Genomic DNA, 16,237 nt, shown 5'->3' on the forward strand with positions numbered 1-16,237 from the left:
ATCCATTCCGTCGCGCCCCCGTCAAAACAGACAAGAATGTTATTTTTATTACGGATGGAGCAGCTATTCCCATGAGGCCATCCGCTGATTTTGTGGAATCTTAAGCGAGTATGGACTCGCTTGGCAAACACAAAATTAGCCAAACCCTTTGTCTTGCCGAAATAAGTCGTCCGCGGAACCGCCGTTTGTGACCCTTCAGCCACACCGTTCAGCCGGCGAGTTGCAGCCTCTCAAGCGACTTTTCGAGCATCAGCAATTGCCACAAGAGCCGCGAGTTGTCTGAGCGCCCTGCGATATGTGCTTCGGCCAGATCCGCCAGGGCGCCGCTGTCGAACCAATCGATCTGACCAAGGGCGGTACTGCGAGCGATCCCACGCGCAGCCCCTGACAGTGGGCCGCGGAACCAGGCCGCGATCGGCGTCACGAAGCCTTGCTTCGACCGATAGAGAATGTCCGACGGCAGATACCGCTCCATGCTCTTCTTGAGCAGGAATTTCCCCTGTTTGCCCCGCACCCGCATATTGTCGGGCAAGGTGGCAGCGAACTCGATCAGGCGATGATCGAGCAGGGGTTCGCGCGCTTCGAGGCTCACCGCCATGCTGGTCCGGTCGACCTTGGTGAGAATATCTCCGGGCAGCCAAAACTTCAGGTCGGCATATTGCGCGCGGTCGAGGCCACTCCGCGCAGGCGCCGCCTGCATCATGCTGACGAGCGCGCTTTCCGCCCGATACCCTCCGAGAGCATTCTTCGCATTTGCGCCGTAAATCGAATGGCGCTGCTCCCGGTTGAGTACCGACAGGCCCCGCGCATATCCCTCGTTCCCGTCGCTGGCGAGCGACAGTAGGGTCGTCTTGGCACGCAGCGGCTGCGGCGCCCAATCGGCCTTCGGCCAGATGTTGCCCAGCGTCCCGAACAGCGGTCCGCGCAGCGACTGTGGCAAGATCGAACGCGCACGCTCCTCGTGGCGATGGAAGACCTGGCGGCGATAGCCGGCAAACGCCTCGTCGGCTCCGTCGCCCGACAACGCCACAGTCACATTCTCGCGCGCCAGCTGGCACACTCGCCATGTCGGCAAAGCCGACGCGTCTGCGAAGGGCTCGTCGAACATCGCTGCTAGGCGATCGATCTCCGAAAAATCGTCTTGCCCGACGGTCCGGCTACGATGGTCGGTGTTGAACTTCTCGGCGATTTGCTGAGCGTATGAAGTTTCGTCCAGCGCCTCGACGTCGAAACCAATCGAGCAGGTGCGGACCGGCTCGCGGCTCGCTTCCGCCATCAAGGCGACCACGCTCGAGGAATCGACCCCGCCCGACAGGAAGGCGCCCAGCGGCACGTCAGCCACCATGCGGCTCTGCACCGCCTCGCGGAGCAAGTGAACGAGCTCGGCGGACAGGTCGGCTTCGGCACCCTTGCGACGTTCGGCGAAGCTCACGTCCCACCACATTTGCGGCTTTGGATGCGGCTTACCCTGCTCAAGCAACAGGTAGTGCCCGGCCGGCAGTTTCTCGACATCGCGCAGGATCGAGCGCGAGTCTGGCACGTAGCCCCACGCGAGATAATCGTCGATTGCGAGCGGATCGAGCCGCCGCTTGAACAGCGGGTGGGCGAGCAGACCCTTGAGTTCTGAGGCGAAGGCCAGGCTGCCGTCGCTCAGCGGAGCAAGGAACAGCGGCTTCACGCCCAATCGATCGCGAGCGAGGAATAACTGCCGCTTCGGCTTATCCCAGATCGCGAAGGCGAACATGCCATCCAGATGCCGCAGGCAATCGGTTCCCCACCTTTGCCAGGCAGCGAGTATGACCTCCGTATCGCCGTGAGTGTTGAACTCGACCCCGCCCTTTTCAAGTTCGCGGCGCAATTCACGATAGTTGTAGATCTCGCCATTGAAGACGATCACCGCCCGATCGTCGACCGAGTGCATCGGCTGCGGAGAACCTGCGAGATCGATGATCGAGAGGCGCCGGTGGCCGAGCCCTATCCCCTGCCCCGTCCAAACGCCTGCACCGTCGGGGCCGCGATGGACCAAGGCATCGCACATCCGTTCGACCCGTCGCGGATCGACCGGCTTAGGTGTCTCGGCGTGAAATATCCCGGCGATCCCGCACATTGTCGATGGGGCCTACAGCAGCCGGGATGAGGCGTAAATCGCAGCGATCAGGAAGCTTGCGAGAATTGCGGCAAGCCCTGCCAGGACTGCGGCGGGATTGAGCTGCTGCGCAGACAGACGTTCGATCATGACGTTGCTCTCGATTTCCGACAGCGAAAGACCTGCGTCCTCCGGTTCACGCTCGAAATATCTCCATGCGCCGCCGAGCACCATCGCCACAACGATCGCAAAGAAGATCCAGCCATAGAAAATGTGGTCAAAACCAGCGGCGAATTCAACGCCCTGGCTCTGCGCAATATAGATTGTGCCCCAGGCCCGGATCCCGTTGGCAAGGATCGGAACGACGATACACGCGAGCATGAAGATGGCTCGGCGTTTCCAGCTTTCGAAAGCAGTGAAACATACCAGCACGCCGAGCGTCACCATCGCGACAAGGAATTTCACGCCTGAACACGCTTCGGCGACAATGAACAGCCCGACCGGCGTATCGATATGAATCCCGTCGATGGTCGCCGGAATACCGCTCCAATGGGTCAGCGCGATGGCTATGTCGGCGGTGATCATTTGCAGCGGCGGGATGATTTCATCGCCGAAGGGCACAAGGAATCCCGTCATGGCCAGGGGAAGAAGCAGCGCTGTACCGACCCGCGCGCCAAGCAGCGTCACGGCGATTGCCGGCAGCGCGGCAACCGCCCCAGCGTGAGCGAGCAAGTTGATGCCGGTTGTCCTGCCAACCAGCCATAATGACAGCCCCCCAATCACCAGGACGAGCCCTGGAGCCCACATGGTCGGGACGATTTTCGAAAGCACCGGGCGCCGCAACGCGACCAACCAGCCGACAATGAGCGGCACGAAGAGGATGTGGTTGTAGGTATCGATGTTCCACCACTGATGGAGCATTTCGCCCCATTCTCGTGCAGTGACACCGATCACCGCAAGCGTTACGAAGGCCAGCCGGGCCAGCGGCAGCTTCCAGCTTTCAGGCAAATGCGCCGCGAGCCCTTGTTCACGCCAAAACTGGGGAATGCGCTCAAGCTGCATGGCGCGCTCTCCCCGGCCCGCTGACGAGCTTGTCGAGCGGTGCAAGCACCGCATCCCAGGCATGGCGATCAAACACGAAATGGCGCGCGGCACGGCCCATAGACCTGAACGCGTTCTGTTCAGCCCAAAGCGCATCGAAGCGTGCAACCATCGCGGTTGGATCGGCTGCTTCTATCAGCCAGTGTTCGCCATCGGTCGCGGTAATTCCGGTCGCGGCCTCGGCAGTCAGCATAACCGGAAGCTCCATCGACATTGCCTCGAGGACCTTGTTCTGGACGCCGCGGGCAATGGTAAGCGGGATGATGGCCATATCTGCGGCGACCAGGAACGGACGAACGTCGACGACCTCTCCCCATACCGTGAGACCGGGAACATCCTTATGCTTGAGCAGCGCGTCGGTTGGATTGCGACCCACCACGTGAAATTCCGCTGGCGGATAACGCTCGCGTATCGCAGGCAGGAAATGCTCGATCGACCAAATCGCCGCAAGTTCGTTTGGGCGGTAGTCCATCTGGCCGGTGAAGATGAAATGCGGGCCCGGCTGCTCGCTGATGTCGCAATTGGGCAGAACTGCCTCGGCATTGAAAAACCCCGCGTCGATGCCGTTGCCGATGGCGTGGATCGAAGCGCTGTGCGGGGCCAAGAGCCGCGAGCGGAAGAGCTGGGCCTCGTTGTCGCTGATCAGCACGGTCGCGTCGCAACGTTGGGCAAGCCGCTCTTCCTCGATAGCGAGCAGACGACCCTCGCGCCGGTTGATCCAGACCCGATCACCCGCTGCGGCATAGTCTTCGAACTTGGCGGAATCGACGTCGCAAAGGTCGACGATGACGCGTCCTGCGAAGCCATCGGGAATATACTGGCCCATCTGCCCCGAGAATACGAAGATCGTGTCGATTGCCTGTTCGGCGATCGTGCGTTTGACCCATTGTTCGAGCTTGGGGCTGTAGAAGGCCGTGAGGCTGACTGGCTTGCCGGAAAGAACGGCTTCCGCCCCCGCCAGCACCAGTGGCTTGGATCGTTTGACGAGGCAGTGGCTCACGGACAATCTTGCCAGCTCGGCCTCGCCCGCAAAATCCTTCTCGGTCTCGGCGAAGCAGCCGACATGAACCGGTGCGAGCTTCGCCAGATGCTTGAGAATGTGGTGTGCACGAATCTTGTCACCGCGGTCGGGCGGGAACGGGATGCGGTGCGCCAGGAACAGGATGCCGGACATTAGCCGAGACCCTTGGCAATCAATGGCCCAATCCGGTTCGCCAGCGGCAAGGGTAGCTTCTTCCAGAGCTCGATCTTGGCTGAGTAGCTCGCGTCCGTGGGATCGATATTCCGCGCTTTGGCCGGGTCGGCGCTCCACCCGCCATAGGTCATCGGCTGCGGCTCGAACCCCCAGTTCTTCTTGTATCGATAGGGCCCGCTTCCCGTTTTGGAGCGCCCGAAATCGAAGCAGCTCATTCCTTTGCGCCGGGCGTGGAGCATCAGCTCGTAATACATGCGCTCGTTGGCCTTGAGCGCGCGCGCGGCATACACTCCTCCGCCCCAATAGGGCATCACGCTTCCGCGATGGTAGAAGTTGAGCACGCTCGCCACTGGCTCATCGCCATGAAGCACGGTCAGGATATCGGCACTGTCATCAAAAGCATTGAGCATCGCGTCGAACAGTCCACGCGGGAACACGGGCGTGCCGAGATTTCGTACGCTTTCAGCGTAGATCGCGTAATGCGCGGCGCGCTGCTGTTCATTGGTTCCGACGCTGACGGTCAAGTCGCTGTCGAGACTCTTGCGAATATCTGCACGCTGCTTGCGCGGCACGAACAGGAGCTGGGCTTCGTCGTCATCGGCCAGATCGGCTTCGAAGCCGGCATGGCGGTCGTTCCAGCGCTCCCAGTCGGACGGGATCGCCCCGCCGCGAATTTCGACGCTGGGGCAAGAGGCACGCACGGCCAGTTCTTCTGCCGCGCGGCACAGTCCCTCGGTAGCGGCAGTGCTATCGGCCAGCGTTCCCCCGCCAACGGCAAAGCCGCTCGAAGCGAGCGCGCGCCCGAATAGTGGCGAGTGGATCTCGGTCAAGGGCAGCCAGCCAACGACAGCGCCCATCCGCTCGGCGACGATACCCGTCGCGCGCTGGCCCGTTCCTCGTTCAACCGCTTCCAGCCAGAGCGGCCGGTGAAACAACGTCCCTTCCATATCGCGCACGAAGCCTTCGATCCGCGCCGCCTCACCGGGCGCACGCAAATCGGCCACCGCGTAACGCGTGGCGGAAGGGTTGAGCGGCATGTTCACGGCGCGAGTTCCGTTGCGCGCTGCGCCTCACGATGCGCGATCACATCCATCCGGCCCCAGGCGAATTCCCGGACCAGCGCCCGCAGCTTGTCCGCCATTCGGTCGAGATTGGTGTAGTGCCGCAGGCGCGATCGCATGGGCGCGTGATTGAGGCGCGGCTGTTCTGGATCGATCTCCCACGGATGGAAGTAGAACACCGCCGGACGCTCGTCACGATTGTTGACCTGGCGGATCGCCCAGCGTGAGAAGCCATAGGGCAGGACGCGGAAAAATCCGCCGCCCCCTGCTGCCATGCGCTTTCCGCCGAACATCGCCGTGGTCACCGGAATTTCCACCAGCTCGGACCATGGCAGTGGACGAAAGGCGAAGCGCGGCGCTTCGGGCCAGCCGTAATGGTCATGTGCGATCGGCGCGACACTCGACGAATAGGCATAGCCCTGCTCGGCCAGCTCCATGAAGGCCCAGGGAGTGCGCTTGTCGATCGAGAAGCTCGGCGCGCGATAGCCGGTCACCCGCTTGCCCGAAGTGTCCTCGAGGATCTTGCGCGCAAGTGCGATATCCTCGCCAAACTGCTTGCGGTCGAAAGTGAACACGCGGGCATGGTCGTAGCCATGGCTGGCAATCTCGTGCCCGGCGTCGGCAATCTTGCGCATCATCGCCGGATGACGCTTCGCTACCCAGCCGAGCGAGAAGAACGTTGCCTTGGCATCAACCTCCGCGAACAGGTCCAGGATGCGATCGATATTGTTCTCGACCCGGGTCTTGATCGAATCCCATTCTTCCCGGGCGATTACCTTTTCGAAGGCGCCCACCTGGAACCAATCCTCGACGTCGACCGACAGTCCGTTGACGATACGCGCCTGCGCCGGGGCGGCTTGGGGATGGCCGCTCATGTCCATCATCAGGCAGCCTCGCGCGACTTCGCATCCTCGAAGAATTCGATCAGCATTGTCAGGACATGGCGCAGGGTATGCTCCTGTTCCTCGAGCCGTTGCTCGATCTCGGAAAGGTCCATGTCGGCGCCCGGGGTCTCTCGTCCCGGTCGTTCGGCCGCATGGTGCAGCTTGGTGACCGCCTGTTCGAGCTCGGCAATGCGCGCATCGCGCTCCGCCAGCATCTCGGCAATTGCTGTGTCGTCGGCTGCGCTAAGCTCTGCTTGCGGCGCCACCGCTGCAGTTTGAGTCGGCTCGACGCGCACCGGGGCGCGCTCAGCCCCGCCCTGCGTATCACCAGCCATTTCGGCCACGACTGCCTCGATCATTTCGGGCGAGAATTCCGCCCGTTCCTCGATCGCACCGAGCAGCAGCATGCGGTTCATCACCTGGTTGACGCGCCGCGGAATGCCATCAGTGGCGCGGTACAGCGCTGCGAAAAGCTCGGCACCAAGCGCGGGATTTCCATCCCAGCCGACCTGCTGCATGCGGTGCTCGACGTAATCCTGGAGTTCGTCCGGCTTGAGCGCGCTCAGGTGGTGCGAGGCGATGATCCGCTGGCGCAATTGCTCCAGTTCCGGATGGTTCGCAACCAGCGCGCGAAACTCGGGCTGACCGAGCAGCAGTGTCTGCAGCAGCGGGTGTGAGCCAAGCTGGAAGTTCGAGAGCATGCGCAGTTCTTCGAGCGCCTCGATATCGAGGTTCTGGCCTTCGTCGACAATCAGCAGGCAACGGCGGCCTGCGCGCGCTTCTTCGCCGAGGAAATGCTCGATCGCTCCCAACGCGCCCGCCTTGTCATGGCCCTCGACCGCCAGGCCGAAGCTCTGTGCGACCACATGGATCAGCTCGTCGCCGTCAAGCGCGCTGGTGACGATCTTGCCGATCGTCAGTTGCGCCGGATCGATGCACTGCATGAGGTGCGCGACGAGGGTCGACTTGCCTGCGCCGATCTCGCCGGTGATGACGATGAAGCCTTCGCCCTGCGCGAGGCCATAGCCGAGATAGGACATTGCCTTCTTGTGGCTGGCGCTCTCGAAATAGAAATCGGGATCGGGCGTCAGCTGGAAGGGGCGTCCGCTCAAACCGTAAAAATGCTCGTACATCGTGACGTGCCTCTTAGAATGCGTAACGCAGGCCCAGCAGCGCGCTTGCGGCGGCCAGGTCCTCGGCGGAAAGGTCTGAATCGAGATAGTCGAAGGCGATCGCGGCGCGGGCCGTGAGTTTCGGTGTGATCGAACGGTTGTACGAGGCGTAAGACCCCATGCCGACCAGGTCGCCGCCATTTGCGAACCCGCTTTCGAACCAGTTGATATAACTGCCGACGGTGAAACCCGCATTGGGGCCGAGCTGGCCGCTGAGCGAGCTGGCAATGTAGTAGCTTTCGTCGGAAACCCCGTTTGCAGCGGCAAGAACGGTGCCCGAAGCCGCGATAAACTTGCGGCGATCGTAGCCGGCCCCGACCGATGCAGTATAGCGGCCCAGCTGGCGGCTGTAGCTCGCCTGCACACCGCGGCCGCGGAATACCGCCGAGCGAACCGATCCGAAGATCCCGCCGACACAGCCGGACTGTTCCTGGCCAGTCACGCAGCCGTTGAAATCGCCTGTAAGCGAGTTACGGACCGCCTCGAATTCGGTCGGCAGTGCGGCCAGCGAACTCGTGAGCACGCCGCCGAAGCCACTCACCCCATCATAAGCGGAGATATTGAGTTGGCTGTAACTGTTCGGACGCCATGCGAAAGAACCATAATAGGTTGTTGAATCATAGCGCTTTCCAACATGAGCCTCGAGCGAAGTACGGCGGCTGGGGCGCCACAGCACGCCCACATCCCAGATCAGGCCGTCAACTTCGTAGGCAATCTGGCGTGGTTGGCTCTTGTCGGTCACAAACCGTCCATTCGAGCCAATGATGGGAAAGCCGTTGACGTCACGCACCGCGTCGCGGCTCGATATCTCGACATCCTCGTAGCCAATGCCCGCCACGACGGCGAGCGTCGGCGTTACCGGCACCGTGACGTCAGCACGAACATGCGCATCGCGGACGCGCTGGTCGAGATTGGACACATCTTCCTGGAAGTAGCCTCCCCCGACTCCGAGGCCGACCGGAAGCGGTTCGCCCGGCTTGATCGCAAGGTGCACTTCGCCGCGATAAGTCACGCTTTCGTCGAACACATCGAGCGGCTCGCTGCCGATCACCGGAAGCGCATCGGGCGCTTCGAAGCGAGTGTAGCCTACGCGGCCCAACGCATTGACATGAACATCGCCCACGCGTGTGTGGACATTGGGGCCCGCGTAGACCGAGTAAATCCGGCTTTCGGAATCCTCACTTACCAGCGGAATGAACGAGCTTCCGCCGCCCCCGTCGACCTGCGTGCGGCTGGCAAGCGCGCCAACCTCGAAGGTGACGGTCTGCGGAACGATCGAGGCATAGCCCCGCGCGATGCCGCTGATCGTGTCGCTGTCGACGTCATCGCCATTCCAGCTGATGTTGCGCTCGTAGCGCAGCGAGATCGAACCGCCGTTGTTGCGCCCGGTCACGGTCGCGTCGATGCCAGCGGCCAGCTGGGTGTAGGTCAGCACATCGTCGCCCGGCGAAAGCTCGGCCAGGACGATCTGCGAGACCTCGATATAGGGCTGGACGGCGACGGCTCGCGTCGCCTGCGCAGGCTGCGCTTCCTGCGCTGCCGCCGGAACGGCGGTGGCCAGGGTCGCGGTCGCAAGCAGGGCCAGGGCCGAAAGGTTCAGCAGGCGCATGTCATTCGCTCCCGTATCCCGCGTATGATCCGAAGCTGCGACCCGACGGGCTGTAATGCGTTCCGTTGAGCAGCAGTTTGATGTCAGGACATGCCGAAAGCAGCTGGTAGGCGTCCTCCAGCGCGCTCTGGCCGGTTACGTCGGCCCGCACGATGAGGAGCGACTGGCCGACATGCTTGGCAAGTTCGGCGGCCGGCGAGGCCGCCAGCGCAGGTGGTGTGTCGAAGATCACGATCCGATCGGGCGCGTCGGCTGTCAGCCTGTCGAGCACGTCGCGGGTGCGGGCGCTGCCCAGATACTCGGTATCGCGGGTCGTACGATTGCCGGCCGGAAGGACGAACAATCCCTCGATATCGGTGGCGATCACCAGGCTCTCCGGCGCCAGCGACGGGTCCGCGAGGCAATCCATCAACCCCTTGCCTGGGCTGATGCCCAAAAGACCGGGGATCGAAGGCTTGGCAAAATCGGCGTCGATCAGCAGAACCTCGATGCCACGCTCGGCCGCCATGGCGATGGCAAGGTTGGTGGCGCAATAGGTCTTGCCCTCTCCCGGGTGGGGAGAGCAGACGAGAATACGCCGGCCTTCAGCCGAGCCATTCTCTCGAGCATCGCCCAGCAACTCGCGGCGAACAATACGAAATTCCTCCAGCAGCTCGGTAACGCCGCCGCTGGAATCAATAATCCCGTTCTCGCGCAGCAGGTCCCTGTCGACGGCCTGTCGCGGACCGGAAAATGTCACCTTCGACGCCCGCGTCGCCGGCGGAACAGCAGGTGAGCGGGTCGGGTTCGAAGCAACCTTCGTCGCAACAGAGCGAGCCTGCGGCGCACGTGCCGCCGGCGCCGGGAGATCGCGCGGTGGCGAGATCGGCTTGAGCGCGTCCAGCCCGAAGGAGCCGCTGGCCCGTTCCAGCAGCGAACCGCCCTCGGCGATGGGCCGTGCCTTGTCAGTGGTGATTTTGCTGTGTTCGGTCATCTTGCCCCACTCACACCACGCTGCCGACCTGGACGAACTCGATCGCCAGCAGGATCACCAGGACCCCGCCGAGCGCCGCCGTCGCCCCGACAAATTGTTTCAGTCGCTTCGCCTGAAGCGCGCGTGCGCTTTCCTTGACCGTCAGCGAGATTGCTCCCACGACCGGCAGGTTCATGGCTTTCTCGAGCTTGGTCGCCGTGCTGAAAGTCGAGCGCAGGTGGCTCATGCCGAACGCGGCGCCCACGCCGGCCGCGATGCCGACGAAGAGCACGCCCAGCAGCAGCAGCGGACGGTTCGGGGCCGCGGGCTTGCGCGGCACGACCGGCGGATCGACAATGTCGAACTTGAGCGAGGAGCGCTCGTTCTCGACCTGGCCGCGCAGGCGGATCTCTTCGCGATCCTTGAGCAGTTCGTCGTACTTGTCTTTGAGCACCTGGTAATCACGGCTGATCCGGTTCGCTTCAGCGGCCACTTCGGGCTCGGTGGCCTGGCTCGCCATCAGTGCAGCGACATCCGACTGGATCGCAGCGCGACGCGACTGCAGCGCCTCGAGATTGGCCTGGCGCTCCGCGCGGATCGAGATCAGCGAGGTATAGGCCGGGTTTGGCTGGCCGCCTTGCGCGTCCGGACCTTCTGCCGCGACCTGGCGGCGGAGAAGCTCGATCTGTTTCTTGGTCGAAACGATATCGGGGTGTTCGTCGGTCAGACCGCGACCGCGAAGCTGGGCGATCTGCGACTGGGCCTGCATCAGAGCGCCTCTCGCGCCCCCGGCATCGCCGGCACCGATTATGGTACGCGGCGTCCCGGCAATCTGCCCGTTGATCGCTGCGAGCGCACTCTGGGCGGCGGCATAATCGCCTTCGATCCCGCGCAGTTCCGTGCGCGCCTGCTGGATTTTCGTCGCGAGAGCCGAAGAGCCCCCAATGAGCTCAGGATATTGCGCCTCGAACGCCAGGCGGCGTTGCTCGGCAGCCTCCAGCTCGCGCTTGCGCTCGTCGAGCTGCTGGTCGAGGAAGACCATCGTCCCGGCGACCTCGTTGCGGTTGCCGGCGATGTTCTCCTCGCGAAAGATGTCGATCAGCTTCTGGACGATATCGCGCGCCAGGACGGCATTGGCCGCATCCGAGCGATCGCCTTCCTTGCTGGTGGCGGTAAGCTCGAACAGGTTTTCCTCGTGGCTGGTGACGGCAACGCGCTTCGACAGGTCTTCGATCGCAGCGTCCATCTGGCGGCGATCCACGATCCCCTCGCCCAGGCTGGTGCCGCGAATGACCTTCTCGAGGTTGACCGAGCTGGTCAGCGTCTTGCGTACGCGGGCGATCTCCTGCTTCCCGTCGCCGGGGATGCCGATCTGTTCGCTCAAGACGTCGTCGAGGTCGACGTAGATGCGTGCCTTGGCCTCATAGCTGTTGGGGATCAGTGCGACCACCAGCCAGCCCAGCAGGCAGACGCCCCAGGCGACGGCGAGCGCCAGCCAGCGGCGGTGCCACACCGAGTAAAGCGCAGAGCGCAGTTCTTCGAAGAGGTCGTTCATGCCCCCGCCCAGCTCCTCAGAACGTGCTTTCCGGAATGATGATCACGTCGCCCGGACGCAGCATGACGTTGGCCTTGCTGTCGCCGCGCTTGAGCAGGTCGGTCAGGCGCAGGCCGTATTCCTGCTGCTTGCCGCTTTGCTTGTCGAACCGGATCAGCTTGGCCTTGTTGCCGGCAGCAAACTCGCCCAGCCCGCCGACCGCGATCATGGCATCGAGCACGGTCATGTTGGCGCGGTAAGGCAGCGAAGCGGGCTTTTCGGTCGAGCCGACGATGCGGACCTGCTGGCTGAAGGTGCCGGCAAATTCGTTGACGATGACCGAGACGATCGGCTCTTCGATGTACTGCGACAATTGCAGGCGGATATCTTCCTGCAGCATGGTCGGCGTCTTGCCGACCGCAGGCATGTCACGCACCAGCGGAATGGTGATGCGCCCGTCGGGCCGCACCTGGATCTTTTCCGCGCTGAGCTCCGGATTGCGCCAAACGTGGATGGTCAGCTCGTCGAGCGGGCCGATCACATATTCCTCGCCCGGGCCTTCCTGCAGCGCGACAAACGAGGCCGCCGGGAGTTCCTTGTCCGAACCCGCGGTACAACCGCCGAGCGCCAGGACAGCGAGCGCGAAGCTTGCATGCAGCGACAGGTTCTTGGGATTTCGCATCGATATCATCCTTGCCATGGCAGCGGGCAAGGATTGCGCGACAGGAGCTACCTGCCAGTCCTTAACCCGCGGAACAGGCAGTCTTCCTCGCTCAAAAGGGTGAATAATGCGTTAGTGATGACGTAAACTCTGCACCTCATTCCCGATGCGGGACATCGTTCCGGGCAATCCTAAACGAGGATTTCGGCGGCCGGTCCCTGGCCTAGGAACGCGCTGGGGGAGGCGCTTGCGCCATAGGCCCCGGCGCAGAACACGGCGACCAGGTCCCCTACTTCGGCGCGCGGCAGGTTAGCGGCATCGGCTAACCGATCGAGCGGCGTACAGAGGCAGCCCACCACGTTGACCTCCTCATCTGGCACCGCTGTAAACCGGGAAGCTATCGCTACCGGGTAATTCCGGCGCACGACCGTCCCGAAATTGCCCGAGGCGGCGAGCTGGTGGTGAAGGCCGCCATCGGTGATCAGGTAGGTGACGCCGTGGCTTTCCTTGCGATCGACGATCCGCGTCAGGTAAACGCCCGCCTCACCGACGAGGTACCGGCCAAGCTCGATACAGAACTGGGTATCAAGCAGGCAGGGCGGCAGGTTCGCAAATCGCTCTGCCAGCGCAGTGCCGATCGATTGAATCTCAATCGGTTCATCGCCGTGGAAATAGGGGATACCGAAACCCCCGCCCATGTTGAGCTTGGGCAGAGGAACTCCAATCTCGTCCGCAAGTTTTCCGGCTAAATCCAGAACATTACCCTGTGTTTCTATCAGGGCTTCTGCGCTGAGCGCCTGGCTCCCGGTAAAGATATGCAAGCCACGGAACTCGGCGCCGGCGGCGATCACCTCGCGTGCTAGGGCGGAGACACGCTCGGCATCGAGGCCGAAGGGCTTCGCCCCGCCGCCCATCTTCATTCCCGATCCCTTGAGCTCGAACTCAGGATTGACGCGAATGGCCATGCGCGGCGCCTTTCCCAGCCGTTCCGCAGTCGACAGCGCGCGCCGGGCCTCCCCCTCGCTTTCGCAATTGAGTGTCACGCCAGCTGCAATGGCGGCTTCGAGTTCGCTGTCGCGCTTGCCCGGTCCGGCAAAGCTGACCCGTGCCGGATCGATCCCCGCGGCCTCGACCAGCGCCAACTCGCCTGCCGAGGCGATGTCGAAGCCATCCACGAGCCCCGCCATGTGCTCGAGCACCGGGCCAAATGGGTTCGCCTTCACGGCATAATTGATACCAAGCCGCGGCGGCATCGCCTGCCGCAGTTCGGCCACGCGCCGGTCGAGGTGCTCTTTCGAATAGACGAACAGCGGCGTGGTACCGGCCCGTTCTACCAGCGCACCGACCGTCTGGCCTCCGACTGCCAGTTCGCCATCGATCGCTTCATATCCGGCAGGAATGGGGCCAAGCGGCTTCATTCGGAGAGCTCCCTTGTCAGTGCGGTCCGATCGATCTTCCCGTTGGGGTTGAGCGGCATGGCCTCGCGCCAATGGATTACTTGTGGCTGCATGAAATTGGGCAATTCCCTCGCCAGCAGCTTGGGAAGCAGTGTTTCGCCATCGTCAGTGCCTGGCTCAGCCCTGACCACGAGGTGCACTGCTTGCCCCAGGCGGTCATCGGCAATGCCGAGCGCCACGGCTTCCGCCACCAGTCCGGTGGCAAGCGCGGCCTCTTCGACTTCCTGCGGGCTGATCCGGTTGCCGGAGCTCTTGATCATGGCATCGCGCCGCCCGACGAAATAGAGCAGGCCGTCCTCGTCGCGCTTGACCCGGTCGCCCGACCATACGGCTGTCCCGCCAAAGGTGCTGGATTGCGGCGCGGGCTTGAACCGCTCGGCCGTTCGCTCCGCATCTTGCCAATAACCCTGGGCGACGAGCGGACCGCAATGGACCAATTCGCCTTCCTCGCCGGGCGCGGCGAGATCCCCGGTGTCGTCGATCACCAGAATCTCTGCGAAAGGTATCGCCTTACCCATTGACGTTGGGTGTGAATCTACCAAATCAGGGTCAAGGAATGTGGAACGAAACGCTTCCGTCAGGCCGTACATGGGATAGAGGTCTGCTGCGGGGAAAATCCCGCGCAGATCGCGCACCAGGTCGGTCGTCAACGCGCCTCCGCTATTGGTCAGGCGCCGCATCGATGCCGTGGCGTCGTCGTTCCATTCCAGTTCCGTAAGCTGTACCCACAACGGCGGGACAGCAGCCAGTGTCGTTACCCCATGCCTTGCGCAGGCCTTCATCACATCCTTGGGAAACAGGTAATCGAGCGGTGCGACGCAGCCACCCGCGAACCAGGTCGAAAGCAACTGGTTCTGGCCGTAGTCGAAGGACAGCGGCAGCACGGCCAGAGTCACATCGTCACGCGCCATGCCCAGGTAATGCGCCACGCTTACAGCCCCGAGCCACAGATTGGCATGGCTGAGCATCACCCCCTTGGGGCGACCGGTGGATCCGCTGGTGTAGAGGATTGCGGTCAATTCGTCGGGATCGGCATCCGAGGGATCGAGGTGCCCGTGATGATCGCCGACCGCTTCTAGCGCCTCGTTCTCTTCGATCGCCCGGCAATCGACAGGCACGTCGCCCTCCTCCAGCGAGGCCAGACGCGCCTTGGTCCCGATCAGCAGCTCCGCACCGCTGTCCGCAAGGATGTGGGCCACCTGCGCGTGTTTAAGCAGCGGATTGATCGGCACATGGACCAGCCCCGCTCGCGCCGCAGCCAGTGGCATGATGCAGGTGAGTTCGCCCTTGGCCGCCCAGGTCGCGACCCGCGCGCCCTTCGTGGGCACATGCTGTCGCAGCCAACTCGCCATCCGGGCGACACGCTGTCTTAACTCCTTATGGTTAAGCGTCGTCTCGCGCAGCACCAGCGCCGGATCTTTATCCGTGCCGCATTCGGCCAAGTGGTCGAGCGGTTGGGGTCTTGGATCGAGAGCGCTGGGCATTGAAAATGGTCCGGGGAATAGACGAGTGACGGCGACGAGTTACCACGACACGGTTAACGTCTTGCATGGCCTGTGTCAGCCGGCGCCATCGCCTTTTGAACGGTCCGAATGGTTCGCCCTGTTGGCCGATACAGGGCTCGAGCCGCTGGTGGTGCTGGCCAGCGATGCCGAGAATCACGCCGCACTCGCATTGACCCACGCCAATGGCAGGATCGAACCCCTGCGCAACTGGTACAGCTTCACCTGGCGCCAGCTTGCTCCCGATGGCCCGCATGGCGACCGCCTGTTGAAGGAAATCGCGCACCAGCTCCGCAGCCGCGCCCATCGCGTGACGCTATGGCCGATCCCCGATGAAGACGGCTCGGCCCGGAGGTTGGCCGACGCATTTCGCGGCGCAGGCTGGCAGGTCGCGCTCGAACAATGCGATCACAATCACGTTCTCGATGTGAAGGGGCGCAGTTTCGAAGAATATTGGGCGTCGCGCCCGGGCAAGATGCGCACCACGCTCAAGCGCAAGGCCAAGCGCGTTGATACCGAAGTTCTGACTATATTTGATAGCGATGCATGGCGATCCTACGAGGAAATCTACAACCAGAGCTGGAAGCCGGAAGAAGGCGACCCCGCCCTGCTCCGCCGCTTCGCCGAGGAAGAGGCTGCGGCAGGCCGCATGCGCCTCGGGATTGCGCGACATGACGGCCAACCCGTCGCCGCGCAGTTCTGGACGGTAGAGAATGGCACTGCCTACATTCACAAGCTCGCGCATCTGGAGGGGATGAAGCAACTCTCCGCCGGAACGGTGCTCAGCGCCGCTCTTTTCGAGCACGTCATCGACCGGGACGAGGTCGATCTGATCGACTTTGGCACTGGCAATGATCCTTACAAGGCAGACTGGATGGAGAGCGTGCGGGCACGCTATCGCATCGATTGCCTCGATCCGCGCCAGCCTTCCGCCTGGCCTGCTCTCGCAAAGCAGGCAGCGGGTCGCCTTGCGAAGCTTATCGGTCAGGGTTAAGGCGAGCGCCCGGTTTTGCAGGGGAATGG

Annotated in this window: 13 protein-coding genes; 1 reads left to right on the forward strand and 12 read right to left on the reverse strand. The window is 62.9% G+C overall.

The window, feature by feature from the left end:
• Nucleotides 1-208: 208 nt before the first annotated feature.
• From P7228_RS14500 to P7228_RS14555, 12 genes are all read right to left on the reverse strand, one after another.
• Nucleotides 209-2,107, reverse strand: coding sequence for an XrtA/PEP-CTERM system amidotransferase (locus P7228_RS14500; RefSeq protein ID WP_278015942.1), 1,899 nt, complete (start codon nucleotides 2,105-2,107; stop codon nucleotides 209-211).
• A gap of 12 nt (nucleotides 2,108-2,119) precedes the next feature.
• Nucleotides 2,120-3,148, reverse strand: a complete 1,029-nt coding sequence (gene xrtA, locus P7228_RS14505) for an exosortase A (RefSeq protein ID WP_278015943.1) — start codon at nucleotides 3,146-3,148, stop codon at nucleotides 2,120-2,122.
• Nucleotides 3,138-4,361 carry a TIGR03087 family PEP-CTERM/XrtA system glycosyltransferase gene (locus P7228_RS14510; RefSeq protein WP_278015944.1) on the reverse strand — a complete coding sequence of 408 codons (1,224 nt, stop codon included), beginning with the start codon at nucleotides 4,359-4,361 and terminating at the stop codon, nucleotides 3,138-3,140. Before P7228_RS14510 ends, xrtA begins: the two co-directional genes overlap by 11 nt.
• Complete coding sequence (locus P7228_RS14515) at nucleotides 4,361-5,425, reverse strand: FemAB family XrtA/PEP-CTERM system-associated protein (RefSeq protein ID WP_430732480.1); 1,065 nt, start codon at nucleotides 5,423-5,425, stop codon at nucleotides 4,361-4,363. Before P7228_RS14515 ends, P7228_RS14510 begins: the two co-directional genes overlap by 1 nt.
• A complete protein-coding gene (locus tag P7228_RS14520; protein ID WP_430732481.1) occupies nucleotides 5,422-6,327 on the reverse strand; it encodes an XrtA system polysaccharide deacetylase in 906 nt (301 codons plus the stop codon). Before P7228_RS14520 ends, P7228_RS14515 begins: the two co-directional genes overlap by 4 nt.
• Entirely contained in the window at nucleotides 6,327-7,460 is a 1,134-nt protein-coding gene (locus tag P7228_RS14525; protein ID WP_278015945.1) for an XrtA/PEP-CTERM system-associated ATPase, read from the reverse strand. The genes P7228_RS14520 and P7228_RS14525 overlap by 1 nt, the downstream gene beginning before the upstream one ends.
• A gap of 13 nt (nucleotides 7,461-7,473) precedes the next feature.
• Complete coding sequence (locus P7228_RS14530; RefSeq protein WP_278015946.1) at nucleotides 7,474-9,108, reverse strand: preprotein translocase subunit YajC; 1,635 nt, start codon at nucleotides 9,106-9,108, stop codon at nucleotides 7,474-7,476.
• Between the two features lies 1 nt (nucleotide 9,109).
• Nucleotides 9,110-10,081, reverse strand: coding sequence for a P-loop NTPase (locus tag P7228_RS14535; protein ID WP_278015947.1), 972 nt, complete (start codon nucleotides 10,079-10,081; stop codon nucleotides 9,110-9,112).
• A 10-nt stretch (nucleotides 10,082-10,091) separates the two neighbouring features.
• Nucleotides 10,092-11,615: an XrtA system polysaccharide chain length determinant gene (locus tag P7228_RS14540; RefSeq protein WP_278015948.1), complete on the reverse strand. Its 1,524-nt coding sequence runs from the start codon at nucleotides 11,613-11,615 to the stop codon at nucleotides 10,092-10,094.
• A 16-nt stretch (nucleotides 11,616-11,631) separates the two neighbouring features.
• Nucleotides 11,632-12,276: an XrtA/PEP-CTERM system exopolysaccharide export protein gene (locus P7228_RS14545; RefSeq protein WP_278015949.1), complete on the reverse strand. Its 645-nt coding sequence runs from the start codon at nucleotides 12,274-12,276 to the stop codon at nucleotides 11,632-11,634.
• A gap of 170 nt (nucleotides 12,277-12,446) precedes the next feature.
• Nucleotides 12,447-13,673 (reverse strand): pyridoxal-dependent decarboxylase, exosortase A system-associated, encoded by a 1,227-nt coding sequence (locus P7228_RS14550; RefSeq protein WP_278015950.1) that lies wholly within the window; start codon nucleotides 13,671-13,673, stop codon nucleotides 12,447-12,449.
• Entirely contained in the window at nucleotides 13,670-15,196 is a 1,527-nt protein-coding gene (locus tag P7228_RS14555; RefSeq protein WP_278015951.1) for an acyl-CoA ligase (AMP-forming), exosortase A system-associated, read from the reverse strand. The genes P7228_RS14550 and P7228_RS14555 overlap by 4 nt, the downstream gene beginning before the upstream one ends.
• A 25-nt stretch (nucleotides 15,197-15,221) precedes the next feature.
• Here P7228_RS14555 and P7228_RS14560 point away from each other — a divergent pair, with 25 nt between their 5' ends.
• Complete coding sequence (locus P7228_RS14560; protein WP_278015952.1) at nucleotides 15,222-16,208, forward strand: GNAT family N-acetyltransferase; 987 nt, start codon at nucleotides 15,222-15,224, stop codon at nucleotides 16,206-16,208.
• The last annotated feature ends 29 nt before the right edge of the window (nucleotides 16,209-16,237 follow it).

It is taken from the genome of Altererythrobacter sp. CAU 1644, assembly GCF_029623755.1.
Classification (GTDB): domain Bacteria; phylum Pseudomonadota; class Alphaproteobacteria; order Sphingomonadales; family Sphingomonadaceae; genus Erythrobacter; species Erythrobacter arenosus.